Origin of the sequence: Paraburkholderia sp. RCC_158 (assembly GCF_041355255.1) — a bacterium.
GTDB lineage: Bacteria > Pseudomonadota > Gammaproteobacteria > Burkholderiales > Burkholderiaceae > Paraburkholderia > Paraburkholderia graminis.
This window is the reverse complement of the sequence record NZ_JBFUPM010000012.1, coordinates 53120-72165: the sequence shown is the minus strand read 5'-3', so window position 1 is coordinate 72165 and position 19046 is coordinate 53120. Positions and strand designations below refer to the sequence as shown.

Genomic DNA, 19046 nt, shown 5'->3' with positions numbered 1-19046 from the left:
GCGCGGCGATGCGTGCCCAGTGACGAATACTGAAGAGCCAATGCCCCCTGCAATACGAGGCGATGCCAGCCTGTGATTGCGACACCGCCGGCACGGCGACGTTCCGGCGCGACGCCACACTCCGGCCGAGCGCCGCCGGCCGACTTCGATGTCAGATCTGGACCATCTCGAAGTCTTCCTTGCGCGCGCCGCATTCCGGGCACGTCCAGTTGATGGGGACGTCTTCCCAGCGCGTGCCCGGCGCAATGCCTTCGTCCGGCAAACCGGCTTCTTCGTCGTAAATCCAGCCGCAAATGAGGCACATCCAGCTTTGATATTCCATTCTTGTGTCGCGTCGTGAAGTCCGGGGAAACGGGAGCCATGATGGTACCGTGTTGCCGCCCCAATGCCTAGCAATGGCAAACGCCCGATGCAGGCGGTCCACGGCCGCGGGCAGCGCTGGACGGATCACGCGGCGCAACATGCGGCGTCGCGCCACACGGCGGGCGCGGTTGCGGCACGAAGCGACAGGGAGCGGCCCGATGCGAAAAAACGCCCCTGCGCCGGTTTAGGACGCATAATTGAGCGAATTGCGCACCCAGTGCACCGAAAATACTGCTCCTCCTAAATCTTCATGCCCAGCGACACGCCTCCGATCGTCCTCACCTTCGGTCTTTCCGATCCCACCGGCGGCTCAGGACTGCAAGCCGACCTGATGACCCTTGCCAGCATGGGCTGTCATGGCGTCTCGGTGCTTACCGGCTACACCGTGCGCGATTCCGCTACCTGCGACGAGGTAAACGGACTCGATCCCGAAGTGGTCGCCACGCAGGCGCGCATGCTTCTCGAAGACATGCCGATCGCGGCGTTCAAGGTCGGCGCCTGCACGCGCGCCGAAGTCGTGAGCGCGATCGCCGAGGTGGTGGCGGATTACGACGACATTCCGCTGATTCTCGCCCCGGACTTCGCGCTCGACGACGAGCACGTGCTCGCCGCCGACGAACTGCGCGAGGCCATCGCCGACCTGCTCGCGCCGCAAACCACCTTGCTGGTCGCCGATTCCGCCACGCTGCTCGCCCTTGCCCAACCGGACGGCGACGCCGAAGCGCCGAGCCTCGACGCGGCGATCTCGCATCTGCTGTCGCATGGCTGCGAATATATTCTGTCGACGGAAACGGGCACACACCGGCTCGTCAACACGCTTTTCAGCGAAGACGGCCAGTTGCGTCAGGACATGTGGGACCGCGGCAGCAACCGGATCATGGGCATAACCGACACGCTTGGCTCGGCGATCGCGGCGCTGCTCGCCAACGGTCAGGAACCTGCGGAGGCGGTTCGCGAAGCGCAGGAGTATCTGTATCAGGCGATACGCAGCGCGTTCCGGCCGGGCATGGGCGCCTATATGCCGGACCGCTTCTTCTGGGCCCGCGGCAGCGACGACGAAACGCCGCCAGCCACGGGCAAGGACGCGGCGCCCGGCGAAGCAAGACACTGACGCGCGCGTCGCCTTACTGCATTTTGCGAGTTTGGCGCGCGGTGCATGCCGCTGACGCAGCCGCGCGTCAGCCAGCCGCTTGATGGGATACGGTCCCGCGCCGTAGACTCTCGCCAGATTGCCTCGATTAGCAACGTCGGCTTAACTCCCGCTGTAATCAGAGGTTGCAATGCGTGCAAAAACCGCACGCCGCCATTCAGGAACACGAGAATGGAAGACTCCCAAAGTCCGGTGCGACGCTCTCACGGCACCATAACGCTACAAGACAGGATGCGGACTCACCGCCAGAAACCGGTCACGATCTGGCTCACCGGCCTGTCGGGAGCGGGCAAGTCGACCATCGCATTCGAACTCGAACGGCAACTGGTCGCGCAAGGCCACGCCTGCTATGTACTCGACGGCGACAACGTTCGCCACGGCCTCGGCAGCGATCTGGGCTTCGACCAGCGCGACCGCCACGAAAACATCCGCCGCGTCGCGCATGTCGCGCAACTGATGAACGACGCGGGCCTCATCGTTGTTGCAGCGCTTATTTCGCCGATGCACGCCGACCGGGCCATGGCTCGCGACATCATCGGCGCCGGCAGTTTCATCGAGACGTACTTGTCCGCATCGGTCGCCACTTGCGCAGGCCGCGATCCGAAAGGGCTGTACGCGAAGGCGCTGGCCGGCGAGATTCCCGCGTTCACCGGCATTTCGGCGCCGTATGAAACGCCGCTGGATCCGGAGCTCGCTATCGATACTGCTACCCTGACGCCGAGCGAAAGCGTCGCCGGCATCTTCGGATACTTGCGCGAGCACTTTCTCGCCCTCGCTGCATAGGCGAACGGGCATCGCCGCTCTAATACGTCGGGAGGTGGCGACAATGCAGTTGGTCTCCACCAGTTGTCGTGCGGAGAGGAATACGACGCGATGCTCACCGGCTCGCGCAACTTGCGGGGGTCTGGACAGCGAGCGACGGCCGGGGCCTGGTGCGAATCGTCGACCTTTGATAGAGCCTCCATCCAGCATGGTCCTCTCGAATCTGCCACCTGCTTACCTGAGATCGCGGTCTGATGCAGCCCTTCAAAAGCCGTTACCGCTGCTCCAGCGACTCGTCGAAGTGAAGCAACTTCAACCAACAAGGTACTGCTTGACGAGGCGCAGGTTCGCGTCAACGTTGAAGTTGACGGGAACTTCGCACTTGACTCCGCGCGAGGCGCGAAAGCGCCGCGCGGCACAACAACCAATAGTTTTTCAATGGCCGTTTGAACCCGACCGGACTCAAGCTCAGCGCAAGCAGTTGGCGGCTGTGCCACTTGCTTACGATCGTGTCGTTGGCAGATGCGGCAGGCGTCTCTCATGCCACACAGACGTGGTCCACTCGCGAGGTTCCAAGTGTAGCGGTGCCGATAGTCGTGGTAACCTTCCCGTCGGCATGAATTCCCTGAACGGAGACCGACAATGAACCTAGGATTGTTCGTCCTTCTGCTGCTGGCGCCGATCCTAGTCTATGGTGGTTACATGACACATCGGGGCCGTAAGCACGATCGTGAACGTCGGTATCCTCGTGTTCCGCGCTGAATAGATTTCCAGGGTTTGGTCTCCGATCGATATTGGTCAAAGGCTGCACCTTCGAGGGTGGCCTTTTTGTTACCTTTTCCTATCTCCGGAACCTCCGATTTGCCGGTCCCCCATGGCGGCTGCACTTCTGCCAACAGTCGACACGACTGTTCGCAGTGTGGTCACGCTCATCGCCAGGGTTCTGAGCCGTACCGCAATTGAACCGAAGCGGTAACCCACGCAAACTTTGTCGACGAAAACTGTCTGAACCGGTTCAGCCTCCGATCCTCGACGCCGTGGCCTGCAAAGCAGTCGAACCGCCGTCTTAGCCTGTCGGTTGAGCGCGTCAACTCGGAGGCTGATCAGGGGTAACCGGCAACCAAGTCCAGCAAAGCTCCATACCAAAGAAAAACCCGCAGAAATGCGGGTTTTTCTTTGGCAAGGCGCACCTCGCGGTGCGCTTTCGCATGTGCTCCCGACTGAGCCTGTAGACCAGGGCCCAACCGGGGAGCGGACACGAAATTACATGTCCATGCCCATGCCGCCCATGCCGCCAGGCATGCCGCCAGGCATCGGTGAGTCTTCCTTCGGCAGTTCGCAAACCGCTGCGTCGGTCGTCAGCAGGAGACCTGCTACCGATGCTGCGTTTTGCAGTGCCGTGCGCGTGACCTTCGTCGGGTCCACGACACCGGCGTCGACCAGGTCGACATACTCGCCGGTCGCTGCGTTGTAGCCGTAGTTGCCCTGGCCAGCAGCAACTGCAGCCACCACGACGCTGGCTTCTTCGCCGCCGTTCGTGACGATCTGGCGCAGCGGCTCTTCCATTGCGCGCAGAACGATCTTGATACCTGCGTCCTGATCGGGGTTAGCGCCCTTCAGGCCGGCGATCGCGGTACGTGCGCGGATCAGCGCAACGCCGCCGCCAGCAACGATGCCTTCTTCCACAGCTGCGCGCGTTGCGTGCAGTGCGTCTTCGACACGTGCCTTCTTTTCCTTCATTTCGACTTCGGTCGCAGCGCCGACCTTGATCACTGCAACGCCGCCTGCCAGCTTGGCAACGCGCTCTTGCAGCTTTTCACGGTCGTAGTCCGACGTTGCTTCTTCGATCTGCTTGCGCACTTGCTTGACGCGCGCTTCGATGTTCGCACCTTCGCCAGCGCCGTCGATGATCGTCGTGTTTTCCTTGCCCACTTCGATACGCTTCGCCTGGCCCAGTTCTGCCAGCGTTGCCTTTTCGAGCGTCAGGCCGGTTTCTTCAGCGATGACCTGGCCGCCGGTCAGGATCGCGATGTCTTCCAGCATGGCCTTACGGCGATCGCCGAAGCCCGGAGCCTTCACAGCAACCGTCTTCAGAATGCCGCGGATGTTGTTCACCACCAGCGTTGCCAGTGCTTCGCCTTCGACGTCTTCCGCAATGATCAGCAGCGGACGGCCAGCCTTGGCGACCTGTTCCAGAACCGGCAGCAGATCACGGATGTTCGAGACCTTCTTGTCGTGCAGCAGCACGAACGGGTTCTCGAGCACGGCAACTTGCTTGTCCGGGTTGTTGATGAAGTACGGCGACAGGTAGCCGCGGTCGAATTGCATACCTTCGACGACGTCCAACTCGTCTTGCAGCGACTTGCCGTCTTCGACGGTGATCACGCCTTCCTTGCCGACCTTGTCCATTGCTTCAGCAATGCGGTCGCCGATCGACGAGTCGCTGTTTGCCGAAATCGCGCCAACTTGAGCGATTTCCTTGTTGGTCGTGCACGGCTTGCTGATCTTGCGCAGTTCTTCGATTGCAGCCGTAACAGCCTTGTCAATACCGCGCTTCAGGTCCATCGGGTTCATGCCCGATGCAACGTACTTCATGCCTTCGCGGACGATCGACTGAGCCAGGACCGTTGCGGTCGTGGTGCCGTCACCTGCGTTGTCGCTGGTCTTGGAAGCCACTTCCTTGACCATTTGCGCGCCCATGTTCTGGAGCTTGTCTTTCAGTTCGATCTCTTTTGCGACCGACACACCGTCCTTGGTGACCGTCGGGCCGCCGAAGCTGCGTTCCAGGACAACGTTGCGGCCCTTCGGACCCAGCGTGACCTTCACAGCATTCGCGAGGATGTTCACGCCTTCGACCATCTTGGCACGGGCGGAATCACCGAATACGACGTCTTTAGCTGCCATCTTCTAACTCCTTGAATTCTCTGGATATAACCGTGTAAGTAGCGCTTTGCGCTTACTTGTTCACCACGGCCATGATGTCTTCTTCGCGCATGACCAGCAGTTCGTTGCCGTCGACCTTGACGGTCTGGCCTGCGTACTTGCCGAACAGAACGCGGTCGCCAACCTTCACGTCGAGGGCGATTTGCGCGCCCTTATCGTCACGCTTGCCCGGGCCGACGGCCAGGATTTCGCCCTGATCCGGCTTTTCTGCTGCGGCTTCGGGGATCACGATGCCCGACGCGGTCTTGGTTTCTTGATCCAGACGCTTGACGATCACGCGATCATGCAAAGGACGAAGGTTCATACATACTCCTCTCTTGATTGAGACTGAAGAACGCTTGGAAAACCCGGCTGGCCGAGCCAACCGGCGAAGTTGTTAGCACTCTCGTGCGACGAGTGCTAATTATATGGACAGGTGGTGACAAATTCAAGAAGGGAGGGATCGTTGGCGAGGTTCGTCCAACTTTGAACCCGGTTTACTTCAGCTTGAACCGCGAGTGTGCTCAGCAGGACAAATTACCCTTGTCATACAAAGGCTTACGGTCACGAATCGCCGCAATCTGACGCGGCAACCTTTATGTCCGACCCGCCAGATTCGATGTCCCAGGAAACCCACACAAGGTCGGTAAATACCCTTAACGCCGACCTTCAGGAGCTTAGCCAGCAAGCAGCTCGCCGTCAGAAGTAGCTGATCGAAGCCGATGGCGAATTCCGGCAAGTTACGCTGCGCCGCGGATATGCCGGGCGCGCAGGTCTAGCGGCCCGGCGTCTCCCGAGACGGACGCAGCCGTTTCACGTTCAAGTTAACGGGCGAGTTGAGCGCGGAATCTGAGCTTCCGGACTGATCTCGACCCCAGAACGGTCCTTCAGTCTCATCCTTAACGGTCATTCGTCCGGCGGGAAATAGCCCTGATCCGCTCGCTGCAGATGCCGTCGCAAGGAAGCGAATCTCCGCTAGTGCAAGCATGTGTCGCTTCGCCGATGCCACGTCCTCCGTGTTGACTATCGCCTCGGTTGACGCAAGACAGCGATCTACGGCAAGTTTCGCATCCGCGAGATTGAGATGCACGCACCGGCGAATCGTACAGACAGCTCGTCGCACCGAGTTCCTGGAGCACTTTTAATCGCGAACGATGCCTTTGTCGGGATGGAGGCTTGCGGAGGTTCACAGCACGGGGCGCGTCGTCTTGTTGAGCTCGGGCACGAGGTCAAGTTGACGCCTGTCAGGCTGGTCAAGGCGTTCGTCACAGGGAACAAGAATGACGTAGCCGAGACGCGTGCCATCTGGACACCGGCAAAACACCCGGGCGTAAGGGCCGTGCCGGTTAAGACTCAAGCCAGCAGGCCGTTCTTGCGTTGCCTCGAATGTGGCAGCAGCTTGTTACATTCCGACGCTCCCAGTCCAACTGCCTGAGCGGTTTGCTGGGGCAGTACGCAGAAGTAACGAGCGTTGGGCGTGCGGCAATGAACCGGGCCGTGCCAGACGTCCTGCTGCACCTCGATTCACGCCTGCGACGGATATCGATAGATTCTCTTTGAGAGCAATGGCAGCGCCTAGTCGATATCGACAAACAGATTGCTGTCATCGAACAGCGACTACGTGCATGGTTACGTGAGAACCCGGCCTGCACGACAATCGCAGACATCCTGGGCGCGGGATTCCTCTCTGTTACTGCCGCTGCCGCCTGCATGAGCGACCCCAACGCCCTCCGTTCCGGGCGGAATTCGCGTGTGGCTTGGGCGTGCCCCCGCGAAGTTAGGAACTGGTGGCAAGGTCCGCCTGCTTGGTATCAGCAAGAGAGGAGACCGATATCTGCGTACTCTTGTGATTCACGGTGCCCGCTCCGTCATGGAACATGTCAAAGACCCAAGTTCATGAGCTGTGCAAGTAAGTATGCGCCGTCCGCTCCATGTCGTAGTCGTTGCGATGGCAAACAAGATTGCCCGAACTATATGGGCTCCGTTGGCCCACGGTCGCTCATACAGCGCTAGCTACCCCCCCCCCCGTCGCGGTGACTTGACCTGCCACCGTACCACGTCGTTCTGATTCTCAACTCTATCGTTCAAGGTTGCGCAACGTGATGTTGCAATGGCAAACAGGTAAGACTGGGACTCATCAAACCTGCATCGTCCTCCGGACAAGACAGTCCGTGGCAAAAATGAGGATTGAATCAGCGGATTCCATGGGGCCGGCGGGCGTCGATCTACACGGGCAAAATATAAAACTGCAGCCTGTATCTGTTCGACGACGCAACAAGTCCTTGGCAAACCCGAGGCGTCTATATAAAGAACGATGGAAGTAAAAAATCCCGCGGAAGCCGTGAATTGCTCCTGTCGCTGCCTGGCTCGACAATTGCGCCAGACGCGGCCCGCAGCGGCATCCTTCCCAGAGACCACAGACTCGAATCATCCTCCCATGAGGCTGTGCATCAACTCGACTCACGGTCACTGCGTGAGACGCAGCACACCGAGGTTGCCCGCGATCTGCTGGAAGATCGCATCGAGCGTCGCATTGGTCGGCGCGTGAAAGTAGTTGCCTGGCGACGCGCAGTTTCGCATCGTTGTCTGTGCGACCGAACTGGATGCGTCGCTGCCGAACGTGATCGCATAGATGATGATGCCGTCGTCCTTCATCGCGTTGCAAACGGCAAGCTGAAAAGCGTTGATGTCGGTCACCGAGGTAGTCGATCCGTTCGAAAGAGACGAGCCGTCGGTGCGCGTTACAGTCGGCGCTTTCAACGCGCTGCTTCCCACACCCGTCAAACCGTTGAACGACGGCGCGGGCATGATCCCGTTTGCGCTGCCCGGATCGTTTTCGCCGTCGGTCAGCACAATGGCGACGCGCTGCAAGCCCTGAGTGGTCTCTACACGCGGCAACGTGCTGTCTGTCGACGCCCAGCCATTGCCATTCGACACGCTGTTCGACCAGGTCGATGACAACATGCGCCAGCCCCATAGCAACCCAGTCGGGATCATCGTGGAGCCTGCCGCCTGCATGTTGCCGATGGCGGTCTTCAGCGTGGTTGCGTCCTTGCTGAGGAATTTAACCGGAGCAATCGAACAGGGACTGCCTGAGCCGTTGACGTTGCCGTTCTGGTCGTAGAACTTCGTCCCCGGATTCGTTTGGCTCGCCTGGCCCCACGCCGCCACGATGCCGGTACCACTGCCGATGCGGCAGGTCGTCGCGGAACCGTTGCTCTGCAATGTCAGCGGAACGCCGGCGACAGTTTTGCTACTTTGCACGACGCAATTGTCACTACTGCCGCTGCTGGTGCTCTTGTAGGTCGTGACCGTGAATCCCGCTTTGGGCACGTTGTAGTAAAACGGCGTAAAGCCCGGAGCGTCCTTGGGCGCATAGGCTTTCGGGTAGAGATTCAGGCCCGCGTCGCGCGGCTCGACGGGACAGCCGCCCCATCCCGATCCTGTGATGCCCGTTTGAGGCGTCATGTAGACGTTCTTAGGGTTGTACGCAAACGTCGGCGAGATCCAGCTGCCGCTCGATAGCAGCGAACCGCCGAGGTTCACCATCGTGGTAAAGGGCACCAGTCCGATGTAGGAATTGTTGCCCTGAACGCCGAGGATGTCGTTCACCAGATCGGTCGCGGCAGTGCGTAGCCCCTGGATCTTCGTGCCCTGCGATTTGCTACTGCTCGCGTAGTCCGCCATCGACCCGGTGTTGTCGAGCACCAGCACGAGTTCGAGCTGGCTTTGCGGCATGCGCAGCGCGGCATTCGACGCGCTAATCGTCACCTTATCGGGAGACGAACTGTCTGAGCCCGAACCCGAGCCGGAATTGCCGCTCGATGTGCTCCTGCCGAAGATGATTGGCGCGAGCAACCCCACAGAGCCCGTGGCGGCAAGCTTGATAGTTTGGCCGGTGGACGGCTGGCCGGTCACACTCGCCGAGAACTGCGCGTCCGGCATCGAAAATTCCATGTAGCCCGACGGCATGTTCGCGTTGTAATAAGCGCGCGCGTCGGCCTGCCATTGCGTGAGGTTGCTGCCGGTCGTCGTGCTGTAATGCAGAAGATTGATGCCCGATGACAGCGTTGCGACGTCGAGTGCCATCTGCACGCGCGTCTGCGTCATTTGATAGTGGATCGTGTCGATGGCGGTGCACATGGAGCCGATCATCAGCGTCGCGCAGAACGCGAAGACGACGGTAATCGCGCCCTCGTCGCCCTGGAGCAGCGCTGATAGCGTGCGCGGTTCCGACGTCATCGTGCGGCGCCTGGCCGGAACGCGCCTCACGACGCCGCCACCAGAGAAAGCGCACTGCCCGAGCGCGGCCGCACATAGATGCGCTCGTAGATGAGCTGCGTGCCGGGCGCGTTTGCCCAGAAGGGCAGCGTCATCGAAAACGGCTTGTACGAATAGAACACCTCCACCACGATCGCAGAATCTCCGTTGCGGAACGGCCAGGTGGTCGGCAGCAGACTGCCGGTGCTCTCTTTCGACTTCATGCCTGACGAGGTCCACGGCGCGCTGCGCTGCCAGAACAGCAGCGGGGTGCCTGAGGCCATCGTCGGTGCGGACGGCGAATTGACGATGTTGCTCGGACTGCTCGCCGAGCACAGCTTGATCGTCTGATCGCAGATCGACGACACATACACGCCGCCTTGCGTTTTCAGGCTATTGGGCGCGGCGATCATCGCGGCGGCATTCCAGATAGAACCCAGGCTGTTCGACGACGTCGTGCCCGAGTCGTTGACAACCGACGACATCTGTCCCAACGAATCAGCCAGCGTGAACGCGGTGTGTTCGACGAGGCTCACCGCGCGCATGTACAGATAGATCTCGCTGAAGCCGAGCATGACGAGCAGCATCAGCGGCACGAGGACCACGAACTCGATGGCGACGCTGCCGCGATCCGAGCGCAGAAGCGGCATAAGCGTGCGCCGTCCGATGCGCAATCGGCGGCGCGGGAGCGGCGGCAATCTGTCGGCGATGCGTGTCATTTTTCGTTCTGCACGAGGTAGTTGCGTTGGAATGTCAGCGGCAGCGGCACGCCGAAATACTTCGGCAAACCCGTGAACCCTTTCGGCAACGTGACGGTGATCTGGTAAGACACCACATCACCGAACTCGCCCATGTTTGACTGATAACTCGTCGTCCCCACGTTGTTGTAGGTGCCGTAGTTAAGCGTCTTGATGGCGACGGTGCCGCCAATCTTTTTCCATCCGCCAAGCGTGTTCATCACGATGCTCGCGGCCTGGTCGGCGCGTGTGCTGCCGGTCGGGACCGTGGTGGTCAAGCCCGTGCGGGAAGCGGATTGGGCCGCGATCTGAACGGAAGCGTCGACGATCATGTCGAGCGCGAGTTCCACGGTGCCTAGTACGAGAAAGAACACCACCGGCGATAGCAGCGCGAATTCGATCGCCGACACGCCGCTGTCGTCGGCCAGCGCGAGCTCGAGTCCGCGCCCTCGTAACTGGGCCGCCGCTGTCATCGGAGGCTCGCGGCTTGCACGGGAACGCCCGGCACGGCGGCAGCTTGTGCTGCGCCCGCATCCGCACTCGAATGCAATCCAAGACGCTCCCGCTGGATCTGATAGAAGCGCAGATTGTCCTGCACCGAGGCTTTGGGCAGATCGTGCCCGAGGATTTCGGCGGCAGCGTCCGTGTTGCCGAGTAAGCCGTAAGCGAGCGCGAGATCCTGGCGAGCCTGCGTCGGCGCGGCCGGATAGCGCGTGACGTCGAGCAGCACATTCGCCCCTTCGCGCGGATTGCCACCGAGAATCAGCGACAGCCCGAGGTTCACGCTGAGCATCGGGTCGCCGGGATTCTTGCTGAGGCCTTCACGCAAAACGGCCTGCGCGCCCGCGTGATCGCCCGACAGATCAATCGCCGCGCCCAAGCCCGCCAACGCGAGCGTGTCGCTCGGCGTCAGGGTGAGCACGCGGCGATAGGTGGCGATCGCCTCCTCGAAACGGCGCTGGTGAATCGCCACGCGGGCATGCCCGATCAGCGGCGCGGGCGCGTTTGCATCAACCGCGCTCGCGTGATCGTAATAGACGCCGGCACGCGTATAGTCGCCGACCGCATACAGCGTGTTGCCCAAACCGGTCAACCCTTCGACGGAACGCGGATTGGTCTTTACGATTCTCTCGTACAGCGACGTCGCGAGTTCGAGATTGCCCGAGTCGAGCGCCGTTTCCGCGATGTGCATCTCACTCATGTTGCTCGGCGTGGCGTTGCGCATCACGGGGCGCGCTTCGGTCACGCGCTGGGTCGTGGTGCAGGCCGCGCCCAGCATTAGCAGCGATAGACCACAGGCAAGCAGCGCGGCGCGCGGAGCCGAATGCACGAGCTTCGCACCGCGTGTGCGCAGGGTGTGTAAGGCGACGGTGGTGTGAGCGGTTTTCATTGCTTGGCGAGGGCGTCCATCAGTTGAATGACAGCCGGCCCGGCCGCGACTGCGACGACTGCGGGCAGGATGAAGAGCATCATCGGCACGACCATCTTCGGCGCGAGCTTGGCGGCCTTCTCTTCGAGCGAGACGATGTGCGCAAGACGTTCTGTGCGCGACAGCGTGCGCAAGGCCTGGGTGATGGGCGTGCCGTATCGCATCGACTGGGTAAGCGTGGCGATCAGCGCGCGGATCGACGGCAGGTTGATGCGTTCGGCCAGTTCCTGGAGCGCTCGCGTGCTGTCGCCGGAAAGTTTCAGTTCGTCGGCGGTCAGCGCGAATTCTCCGGACAGCGGCGGACAGATGGTCGCGAGTTCGTCGGCCACGCGGCGGATGCTCACGCCGAGACTGTTACCGGCGTTAGTACAGATCACGAGCAGATCGAGCGCATCGGGCAGGCATGCAGCCATCTCCTTGCGGCGCCGCGACGCCCGGAAGGCGACGATATATTCGGGAATGATCATCCCGACGATGAACACGAACAGCATCATCATTCCGCGCACCGCCGGGAATGCGCCGATCACCGGAATATGCGATCCCAGCATGACCGTAAGCGCCGCGCACACCAGGCCCGTCGCGAATTTGATTGCAAGCAGGATCGAGACAGCGGAGCGGCTGCGGTAGCCGCCTTGCAGCATCTGCTTATGCAGCTTCTGACGATACTTCGCGTCGAATAAAGGCAAGCGGTCGCCGATGATCGTCAGGCGCCGGATCATTCGCTGACGCAAGCTGCTGCCTTGTTCCAACTCCTCGGGTTCGCGACCATCGGCGCGCACGCTCAGCGCGGCGTGACGCGTGCGCTCGGCGATCCGTCCGCGGCGACCGCCGTGTTTGGTCACCCACCAGATCGCAAGCGCGGCGAACAGCGCAAACAGCATCAGCAGGTTGATCAGTGTTTGGACGTTGCCCGGACTCATCGCGAAGTATCCAGCCTGGAAATCTTGTTGATCACGACCAGCCCGAGCACGAGCGAGATCGCGCCGAAAGTCAGCAGTTTCTGGCCAGGCTCGGTCTTGAACAGAACATACAGATAGGTGCGGTTGAGAACGTACATAGCAAGCATGATCACAGCCGGGATGGCGGCCATGATCTTTGTTGTGATGCGCGCTTCACCGGTCAGCGCCCTGGTTTTCTGTCGAATCTCGCGCCGGGTTCGCACGATGCCGGAAAGGCCCTCGAGCGTTTCGCCGAGTTGGCCACCCGTTTCGCGCTGTAGCAACAGGCAGACGCAAAAGAACGAGAAGTCCGCGATTTCAATCCGTTTGACGGCGACGTTCAACACTTCTTCCAGATCAAGACCGACCTGCAGCGAATCGCTCATCAGCTTGAACTCGTCGCGAATGGGTTCCCTGCACTCGCCCGAAACGGTCGTAATGACTTGCGTGACGGGCACCCCCGCGCGGACCGCGCGCACGATCAGGTCGATTACATCGGGAAAACCGTCGAGAAAGCGCCGCCTGAAGCGCTGCACTAGAAAACCGTAGGCACGCCTGACCGCGAACACCGGCAGACCAATCATGATGAGCGGCTTCGCGATGCCGGGTAGCGGCATGAAGTGCGTCATCAGAAAGGCGAGCAGCGCGCCCGCGGCGCCGGCGGCGAACACGATGCGAATGCCTTTACTACCGGCGACGGTGCGAAGCCGCGCCGCTTTCGGGCCATACCAGCGGCTGAACGCGTTCTCGCGCCGGCTGATGGTGAACAGATCCGTCGTATGTGCCTTCGCGTTCCTCGTGCGGGATCGCTCGGAGGAGAACGTGCCCTCCATGCGCGCCTTGATGCGCGCGCGAGGCTGCTTCTTCTGTATGTCCTGCACGGTCAGCCACATCACGCCCAGCATCAGCACGATGATGAACGAACAGGCTGTGAGCAGATCGATCCGGTTCATGGCCGCATCGCCTCGAGCAGCGCTTCTTCGAGTCCGTAATACGCGGCGCGCGCGGCGAACGCGGGGCGCACCTGCGCGGATTCGTAGGCGCCTTTGACTTCTTCGTTGTAAGCCGTGGCGTCGTAGCGGAACGTGAACAGATCCTGCGTGATGATGACGTCGCCTTCCATGCCGACAAGTTCCGTAATCCGCGTTACGCGGCGCATGCCGTCGCGCATCCGTTCGATTTGTACGATCAGATGCACAGCGCTCGCGATCTGCCGGCGAATCGACAGCAAGGGCAGGTTGCCGTTGGCCATCATCACCATGCTTTCAAGCCGGGTGATGCCGTCGCGCGGCGTGTTCGCGTGGATCGTGGTCATCGAGCCGTCGTGGCCCGTGTTCATCGCCTGCAAAACGTCGAAGGCTTCGGGGCCGCGCGTCTCACCGAGAATGATGCGGTCCGGGCGCATTCGCAGCGCATTGCGCACAAGGTCGCGCTGCGTGACGCCGCCAAGCCCTTCGGCATTCTCGGGCCGCGTCTCCAGACTCACGACATGCGGCTGCACGAGTTGCAGTTCCGCGGCGTCTTCGATCGTTATGGTCCGCTCGCCGAGTCCGATGAAATGCGACAGCGCGTTGAGCAGCGTCGTCTTGCCCGAACCCGTGCCGCCCGACACGATGACGTTCAGCCGGCAGATGCTCGCGACCTTCAGCAGGTTCGCCATCTGCTGCGACATGTTGCCTTGCTGCGCCATCCGGTGAAGCGTGATGTTGCGCTTCGAAAACTTCCGGATCGAGATCGTCGCGCCGTGAATCGCAAGCGGCGGCAACACCACGTTGACCCGGCTGCCGTCGCCGAGACGCGCATCGACCATTGGGCTGCTTTCGTCGACACGCCGGCCCACACCGGCCGCGATCCGTTGCGCGACGTTGACCACATGCGCGTTGTCGCGGAACTTGAACGGCGTGAGTTCGAGCCGGCCGTGCCGTTCGACGTACACCTGGTCGGGGCCGTTGACGAGCACGTCGGTGACCGATTCATCGGCGAGCAGCGGTTCAATGGGGCCGAGACCGAACATGTCGTTTAGCAGTTCACCGACGATCTGTACCTGCTCTGCGAGCGTGATGTTCAAATGCTCGCGTTCGGCGATCTCCGTCACGAGCTGTTCCACGCCAACTTTCATCTGCTCGCGCGTGCGGCCCACCGCCGCTGACGCGTTCATCAGCCCGAACACGCCAGTGCGAATGGTCTTGAACAGATCCGACCGAACCAGCGTTCCGTTGCCTTCAGGGCCATTCGCAGCCGGCGTGATGGGCGGCACCACTGGTTCTGGCGGCGCGATGTTCTCCGCGACGGCAACATCGTCCGTCGGCTCGACGGTGCGCGCCTGCTTTTGCCCGAACATCAGCCTCTCCTGAACTTGAATTTCTGGAGGAAGTTGCGCTCCGCGACCGAGGGCTGACCGGTCAGGTCATGACCGATTCGCGTGATGCTGTAATTGAAGCCGTTCGACGACTTCTCGTGCGGCGCTTCGCCGAGATTTTCGGCAATCGAGATGGCCTTCGACTCGAATGGAATCTCGTATAGAGGCGGGCGTCCGACCGCCGACGTGAAGTCGGACAGGTCGACCTTGCCGGCGCTCGCCGCGTTAGGGTTGTTCAGCAGCAGTGAGGTCGGCGGGTTGTTGTCGCGGTCCTCGATGTAGCGCAGGCGGCGGATCGTTTCGCGGGTCGAGTGCACCGAGCGTTCGGCGATCAGATACGCGCGCGACGCGAAATCGAAGGCGTCGGCCGCGAGCGGGTCGGTGATGCTGCCGACGTCGAGAATCACGTAGTGAAAGCTGTCGCAGAGCAGTTCGAGCACACGCCCGAGCGCCCCTGGTTTGAAAGCCCCCGCGGTGCCGTAGTCGAGTTCGGCGGACAGCATGAAGAGTCGCGCGCCTTTCGCCACTAGCGTGCGCTCCACGTACTGCGGATCCAGTCGGTGCACGTTCTGCAGCACGTCATTCAAGCCGTTGTTGCTTTTAATCGCGAGCATACTGTTCGCCGCGCCGCCGTACAGGTCCAGGTCCACGTAGGCGACCCGGCGGTGCGTGTCTTCGGCCAGATGGCGTGCCACGTTGAGCGCGATCGTCGTGGTGCCGACGCCGCCGCGCGTGCCGGCGAACGCGATGGTCTTGCCGGAACGCGCCAGCATCACTGGACTGACTTTGCCTTCGGCCACGTTCACGGTGCGCTTGAGCAGTTCCACCGTGAGCGGCTTGACCAGATAGTCACGTACGCCTATTTTGAGCAGGCTTCGGAACAGCCCAACGTCGTTACGTCCGCCGAGTGCAACGACTTGCACGGACGGCTCGCATACTTCGGCAAGCCGTCCGAGGTCCGACAGCGGCATCACTGAATCGTGCAGGTCGATCAGCAAAAATTGCGGCGAGCGTTCGACCTTCGACAAATGCGCGATCGCCTCGTTGACGCCGCCAATCGCGACGTGCGTATGCGGCATCGCCTGTTCGAGCACGAAGCTCTTGAGTACCTGCTCAGTCTTGCGATCGCCGACGAACGCGATGAACTCGGCAAGCCGGGGTCCGCTGTTGCTCTTCGTGAAGCTGAAGTCAGTTGTGGCCATGAGGTTGTCCGGTAAGAGTGGCGCGCGTCATTTCGTATTGCGTGACGTGGCGGTGTCCAGCGGAATCACATGGCCTGTCTCGTAGCGATGCACGGCGCTTGCCGCGACCGCGGCATCGGCTGGGCCGAGCGGCTGCGGCTGCACGAGGTCTTGCGGATCGGCGACCTGCGCGGCGAGGTTGGTGTAGGTCGCGCAGCCCCATTGCATGCTCGGCCGGCGCCAACCCGCGTCGGTCAATAGAGACGGGCGCGCGAGGCTCGCGCAATCGGGCAGCACGGCGGCGCGACCGTCGAAGCCGATCGTCGACGCGTCCGGCATGCCACGCGGCGGCTTGAAGCAGCCGCTGGCGCTCGCCGCGACGGCGCAGGCGGCGAGAAGCGTAAGAAGGCGGAGCGTTTTCATGATGTCGTGCTCAATAGACGTAGCCGGCCGCGCCGACGAGACGCGGTTGACCGGACGTGGCAGCGGCGGCGTCGCCGGATTGACGGCGGTAGCTGTATTCGACGTCGCTGCTCGGCGACAGCAGTGAATCCAGCGGCGTGCGCAGTTTCGACGGATCGGTCGGTTCGACCAGATACGGCGTGACCATGATCACGAGCTCGGTTTTGTTGTTTTGATAGTTCGTCGATGAAAACAGCTTGCCGAGAATCGGAATCGAGCCCATGCCGGGGACCTGCGAAATGATGTCGGTGGTATTGCTCTGCAACAGCCCGGCGATGGCGAAACTCTGGCCGCTAGCCAGTTCGACGGTCGTGTCCGCGCGCCGCACGCTCAAGCCCGGCACCGTGATGCCGCCGGTCGTGACGCTCACCGACGTGTCGATCTGGCTGACTTCCGGACGCACCTTCAGGCTGATGCGGCGGGAGTTGAGCACGGTCGGCGTGAAATCGAGCTTCACGCCGAACTGCTTGAAATCCACCGAGATCGCGCCGTTGGTCTGAGAAACGGGAATCGGGAATTCGCCACCTGCGAGGAAGCTCGCGGTCTGCCCGGACAGAGCCACCAGGTTCGGCTCGGCGAGCACGGTGAGCAGGCCTTCCTGATTCAGCGCATCGACAAGCGCCCGGATATCGACGTTGTTGGTCTTGAACGCGCCGAACAGCGAAAACGCGTTGTTGGTCGCCAGGTTGACCGGGTAACTCGTGTGGCCGTTGGAGTTGACGATCGGTTGCGACAGGTTGTAGATCGAGCGGCCGCTGAAGATTCCGCCGTAGAAGTTGCCGACCGCGTTGCCCATCGACTGCCAGTTGATGCCGAGTTGCTGCGTGACGTTGCGGTCCACCTCGGTGATCCGCACGCGCAATTGAACCTGCAGAGGCCGGTCGATGGTCATGCGGTTGATCAGCACTTCCTTTTCCGCCAGATACGGCGTGACGGCTTCGACGACAGCCTCGGCATCGGCTGGGTTTGGCGCCTTGCCCGAGATCTGCAGCGAGCCCTGGCTCGTGCTCAGCTGCACGTCCATGCTCGGAAAGCGTGCGGCGATCGTCGCGCGCACGCTGTCCATGTTGCGGCCGACCATGATCGTGCGCTCCACCAGTGTCTTGTTGTTGGCGCCGAGCACGTACAGTGTGGTCGTGCCGGCTTTCTTGCCGAGCACGAACACGGCAGTCGGCGAGGGCACGTGAACATCGGCGACGGCCGGGTCCGCGACGAATACGGAAGTGGCGGCCTGGTCCAGACGGATCAGCGTGCCCTTGCCCGCGCTGACGTTCAACGACGCGGACGTTGCGTCCAGCGCAGCGGCGCGCGCCGCGACATCGCCGTGCATGACCGTTGGGGACGGTCCGGCCGCCGGAACCTGCGTCGCCATGGGAGAAGCCGCGAGAGACGGCGCGGTGCCGAACACCGCGAAAGCCGTCACCGATGCTGCTTTGCGAATTGAACTGAACTGCATGTGAGCTTCTCTGTGCTGGCGAGTGGATCGGGCAAGCGATGTAAAACCGGCGCGAATGGCACGCGACCTCATCAACGCCCCGCAGGAATGGAGGGCAGCGGCGGGGTGCCGTCGCTGGATGCCGCCGTGCCAGACGACGTTTCGGCTTTCTCGGAGCCTCGATAGATCGTGACCGGCCGCGCCATCGCGAGCGGCGGCGCCGCGGTGGCCACGACTTGGGCCTGACGCGAGCGCGGCAATTCGCGCACGGCGCGCGAGATGTCACCGGCCCACACGGGCGCAGGCTGAGCGGCGGCAGCCGATGCCGCTGTCGCCGGATCGCGCGACGCGGTGGCGAAGCTGCGCAGCGCGAGCGACAGGCTCCCGAGACGCGCTGCGACCGACACCACTTCGCCCATGCGCGGCGTGACTTCAAGCGTCACGGTGCGGGCGCGGTTGCTCAGCACATCAGGCGTGTCGCCGTTCTTGGGCCGCTTGATTTCCGAGCCGACTGCAAGCACCCGGACGTGTTCCACCACCGTTTCGCTCGACACGGCGAGCTCGGGCGAATCGGTCCGGCGATCCATCTGCTGCGTGAGCAGAAGGTCGACGTAATCGCCCGGCTGGATCAGGCCAGCGTTGCCAGAGACGTCGTCGACCGCCACCGACACGGCGCGCATCTCGGGCTTCAGGGTTGCTGCGAGAAAGCCGGGCGCGCTTGGCAGGATCACGTCGTCGGCTACCAGAATCGTGCCGCTCGCGGCTGCATGGCGCAGCAGCGCGCCCTTGAGTTCCGGAGCGTCGCTCGCTCCGGCGACGATTGCGCCGCTCGGCACATCCGCCGTCGGCACGGCTTTCCAGCCGAGATCCTCGTCGCGCAGCAGCAGACCTTGCGGCAGGTCGGCGGCGCTAACGCGCACCTTTTGCGTGTTGACTACCGACTTCGACGGATGCGAGGCGCTCGCAAGCACCACGCGCACGATCAGCGCAATAAGCACCGCCCCAACGATGAGCACGGCGAACTTGATGACATTTGACATGAGGGACG

At 62.0% G+C, this 19046-nt stretch carries 16 protein-coding genes and 1 pseudogene; 3 read left to right on the top strand and 14 right to left on the bottom strand.

The window, feature by feature from the left end:
* Positions 1 to 151: 151 nt before the first annotated feature.
* A complete protein-coding gene (locus AB6809_RS22420) occupies positions 152 to 322 on the bottom strand; it encodes a rubredoxin (RefSeq protein WP_006047743.1) in 171 nt (56 codons plus the stop codon).
* A gap of 291 nt (positions 323 to 613) precedes the next feature.
* Here AB6809_RS22420 and AB6809_RS22415 point away from each other — a divergent pair, with 291 nt between their 5' ends.
* Together AB6809_RS22415 and cysC are read left to right on the top strand one after the other, a co-directional pair.
* Positions 614 to 1474 carry a hydroxymethylpyrimidine/phosphomethylpyrimidine kinase gene (locus AB6809_RS22415; protein ID WP_371027213.1) on the top strand — a complete coding sequence of 287 codons (861 nt, stop codon included), beginning with the start codon at positions 614 to 616 and terminating at the stop codon, positions 1472 to 1474.
* Between the two features lie 210 nt (positions 1475 to 1684).
* Positions 1685 to 2296 carry an adenylyl-sulfate kinase gene (gene cysC / locus AB6809_RS22410; protein WP_371027212.1) on the top strand — a complete coding sequence of 204 codons (612 nt, stop codon included), beginning with the start codon at positions 1685 to 1687 and terminating at the stop codon, positions 2294 to 2296.
* Positions 2297 to 3538: 1242 nt separating this feature from the next.
* Here cysC and groL read toward each other — a convergent pair.
* Entirely contained in the window at positions 3539 to 5179 is a 1641-nt protein-coding gene (gene groL / locus AB6809_RS22405; RefSeq protein WP_029971032.1) for a chaperonin GroEL, read from the bottom strand.
* Positions 5180 to 5231: 52 nt separating this feature from the next.
* Positions 5232 to 5522, bottom strand: coding sequence for a co-chaperone GroES (groES, locus tag AB6809_RS22400; RefSeq protein WP_006047749.1), 291 nt, complete (start codon positions 5520 to 5522; stop codon positions 5232 to 5234).
* A gap of 790 nt (positions 5523 to 6312) precedes the next feature.
* Here groES and AB6809_RS22395 point away from each other — a divergent pair.
* Positions 6313 to 7265: pseudogene (locus AB6809_RS22395) on the top strand (IS110 family transposase); the annotation flags it as partial.
* A gap of 398 nt (positions 7266 to 7663) precedes the next feature.
* Here AB6809_RS22395 and AB6809_RS22390 read toward each other — a convergent pair.
* From AB6809_RS22390 to cpaB, 11 genes are all read right to left on the bottom strand, one after another.
* Positions 7664 to 9439 carry a VWA domain-containing protein gene (locus tag AB6809_RS22390; protein ID WP_371027211.1) on the bottom strand — a complete coding sequence of 592 codons (1776 nt, stop codon included), beginning with the start codon at positions 9437 to 9439 and terminating at the stop codon, positions 7664 to 7666.
* A gap of 26 nt (positions 9440 to 9465) precedes the next feature.
* Positions 9466 to 10107, bottom strand: a complete 642-nt coding sequence (locus AB6809_RS22385) for a TadE/TadG family type IV pilus assembly protein (protein ID WP_371027210.1) — start codon at positions 10105 to 10107, stop codon at positions 9466 to 9468.
* 65 nt (positions 10108 to 10172) lie between these two features.
* Positions 10173 to 10667, bottom strand: coding sequence for a TadE/TadG family type IV pilus assembly protein (locus AB6809_RS22380; protein WP_371027209.1), 495 nt, complete (start codon positions 10665 to 10667; stop codon positions 10173 to 10175).
* Positions 10664 to 11584 (bottom strand): tetratricopeptide repeat protein, encoded by a 921-nt coding sequence (locus tag AB6809_RS22375; RefSeq protein ID WP_371027208.1) that lies wholly within the window; start codon positions 11582 to 11584, stop codon positions 10664 to 10666. The genes AB6809_RS22380 and AB6809_RS22375 overlap by 4 nt, the downstream gene beginning before the upstream one ends.
* On the bottom strand, positions 11581 to 12543 hold the full coding sequence (locus tag AB6809_RS22370; RefSeq protein WP_371027207.1) for a type II secretion system F family protein: 963 nt from the start codon (positions 12541 to 12543) through the stop codon (positions 11581 to 11583). The genes AB6809_RS22375 and AB6809_RS22370 overlap by 4 nt, the downstream gene beginning before the upstream one ends.
* Positions 12540 to 13514: a type II secretion system F family protein gene (locus AB6809_RS22365; RefSeq protein ID WP_371027206.1), complete on the bottom strand. Its 975-nt coding sequence runs from the start codon at positions 13512 to 13514 to the stop codon at positions 12540 to 12542. Before AB6809_RS22365 ends, AB6809_RS22370 begins: the two co-directional genes overlap by 4 nt.
* Entirely contained in the window at positions 13511 to 14902 is a 1392-nt protein-coding gene (locus AB6809_RS22360; protein ID WP_371027205.1) for a CpaF family protein, read from the bottom strand. Before AB6809_RS22360 ends, AB6809_RS22365 begins: the two co-directional genes overlap by 4 nt.
* On the bottom strand, positions 14902 to 16122 hold the full coding sequence (locus AB6809_RS22355) for a CpaE family protein (RefSeq protein ID WP_371027204.1): 1221 nt from the start codon (positions 16120 to 16122) through the stop codon (positions 14902 to 14904). Before AB6809_RS22355 ends, AB6809_RS22360 begins: the two co-directional genes overlap by 1 nt.
* A gap of 27 nt (positions 16123 to 16149) precedes the next feature.
* Positions 16150 to 16524, bottom strand: a complete 375-nt coding sequence (locus AB6809_RS22350; protein ID WP_371027203.1) for a CpaD family pilus assembly lipoprotein — start codon at positions 16522 to 16524, stop codon at positions 16150 to 16152.
* A gap of 10 nt (positions 16525 to 16534) precedes the next feature.
* Positions 16535 to 18019, bottom strand: coding sequence for a type II and III secretion system protein family protein (locus AB6809_RS22345; protein WP_371027202.1), 1485 nt, complete (start codon positions 18017 to 18019; stop codon positions 16535 to 16537).
* Between the two features lie 71 nt (positions 18020 to 18090).
* Positions 18091 to 19038 (bottom strand): Flp pilus assembly protein CpaB, encoded by a 948-nt coding sequence (gene cpaB, locus AB6809_RS22340; protein WP_371027201.1) that lies wholly within the window; start codon positions 19036 to 19038, stop codon positions 18091 to 18093.
* Positions 19039 to 19046: the final 8 nt, after the last annotated feature.

Bases quoted from the DNA above. Each gene is read 5' to 3' on its own strand.
- AB6809_RS22350 (WP_371027203.1), bottom strand. From the start codon at position 16,524: ATGAAAACGCTCCGCCTTCTTACGCTTCTCGCCGCCTGCGCCGTCGCG.
- cpaB (WP_371027201.1), bottom strand. From the start codon at position 19,038: ATGTCAAATGTCATCAAGTTCGCCGTGCTCATCGTTGGGGCGGTGCTT.
- cysC (WP_371027212.1), top strand. From the start codon at position 1,685: ATGGAAGACTCCCAAAGTCCGGTGCGACGCTCTCACGGCACCATAACG.
- AB6809_RS22415 (WP_371027213.1), top strand. From the start codon at position 614: ATGCCCAGCGACACGCCTCCGATCGTCCTCACCTTCGGTCTTTCCGAT.
- AB6809_RS22370 (WP_371027207.1), bottom strand. From the start codon at position 12,543: ATGAGTCCGGGCAACGTCCAAACACTGATCAACCTGCTGATGCTGTTT.
- AB6809_RS22345 (WP_371027202.1), bottom strand. From the start codon at position 18,019: ATGCAGTTCAGTTCAATTCGCAAAGCAGCATCGGTGACGGCTTTCGCG.
- AB6809_RS22355 (WP_371027204.1), bottom strand. From the start codon at position 16,122: ATGGCCACAACTGACTTCAGCTTCACGAAGAGCAACAGCGGACCCCGG.
- AB6809_RS22380 (WP_371027209.1), bottom strand. From the start codon at position 10,667: ATGACAGCGGCGGCCCAGTTACGAGGGCGCGGACTCGAGCTCGCGCTG.
- groL (WP_029971032.1), bottom strand. From the start codon at position 5,179: ATGGCAGCTAAAGACGTCGTATTCGGTGATTCCGCCCGTGCCAAGATG.
- AB6809_RS22375 (WP_371027208.1), bottom strand. From the start codon at position 11,584: ATGAAAACCGCTCACACCACCGTCGCCTTACACACCCTGCGCACACGC.
- groES (WP_006047749.1), bottom strand. From the start codon at position 5,522: ATGAACCTTCGTCCTTTGCATGATCGCGTGATCGTCAAGCGTCTGGAT.
- AB6809_RS22390 (WP_371027211.1), bottom strand. From the start codon at position 9,439: ATGACGTCGGAACCGCGCACGCTATCAGCGCTGCTCCAGGGCGACGAG.
- AB6809_RS22365 (WP_371027206.1), bottom strand. From the start codon at position 13,514: ATGAACCGGATCGATCTGCTCACAGCCTGTTCGTTCATCATCGTGCTG.
- AB6809_RS22420 (WP_006047743.1), bottom strand. From the start codon at position 322: ATGGAATATCAAAGCTGGATGTGCCTCATTTGCGGCTGGATTTACGAC.
- AB6809_RS22385 (WP_371027210.1), bottom strand. From the start codon at position 10,107: ATGCCGCTTCTGCGCTCGGATCGCGGCAGCGTCGCCATCGAGTTCGTG.
- AB6809_RS22360 (WP_371027205.1), bottom strand. From the start codon at position 14,902: ATGTTCGGGCAAAAGCAGGCGCGCACCGTCGAGCCGACGGACGATGTT.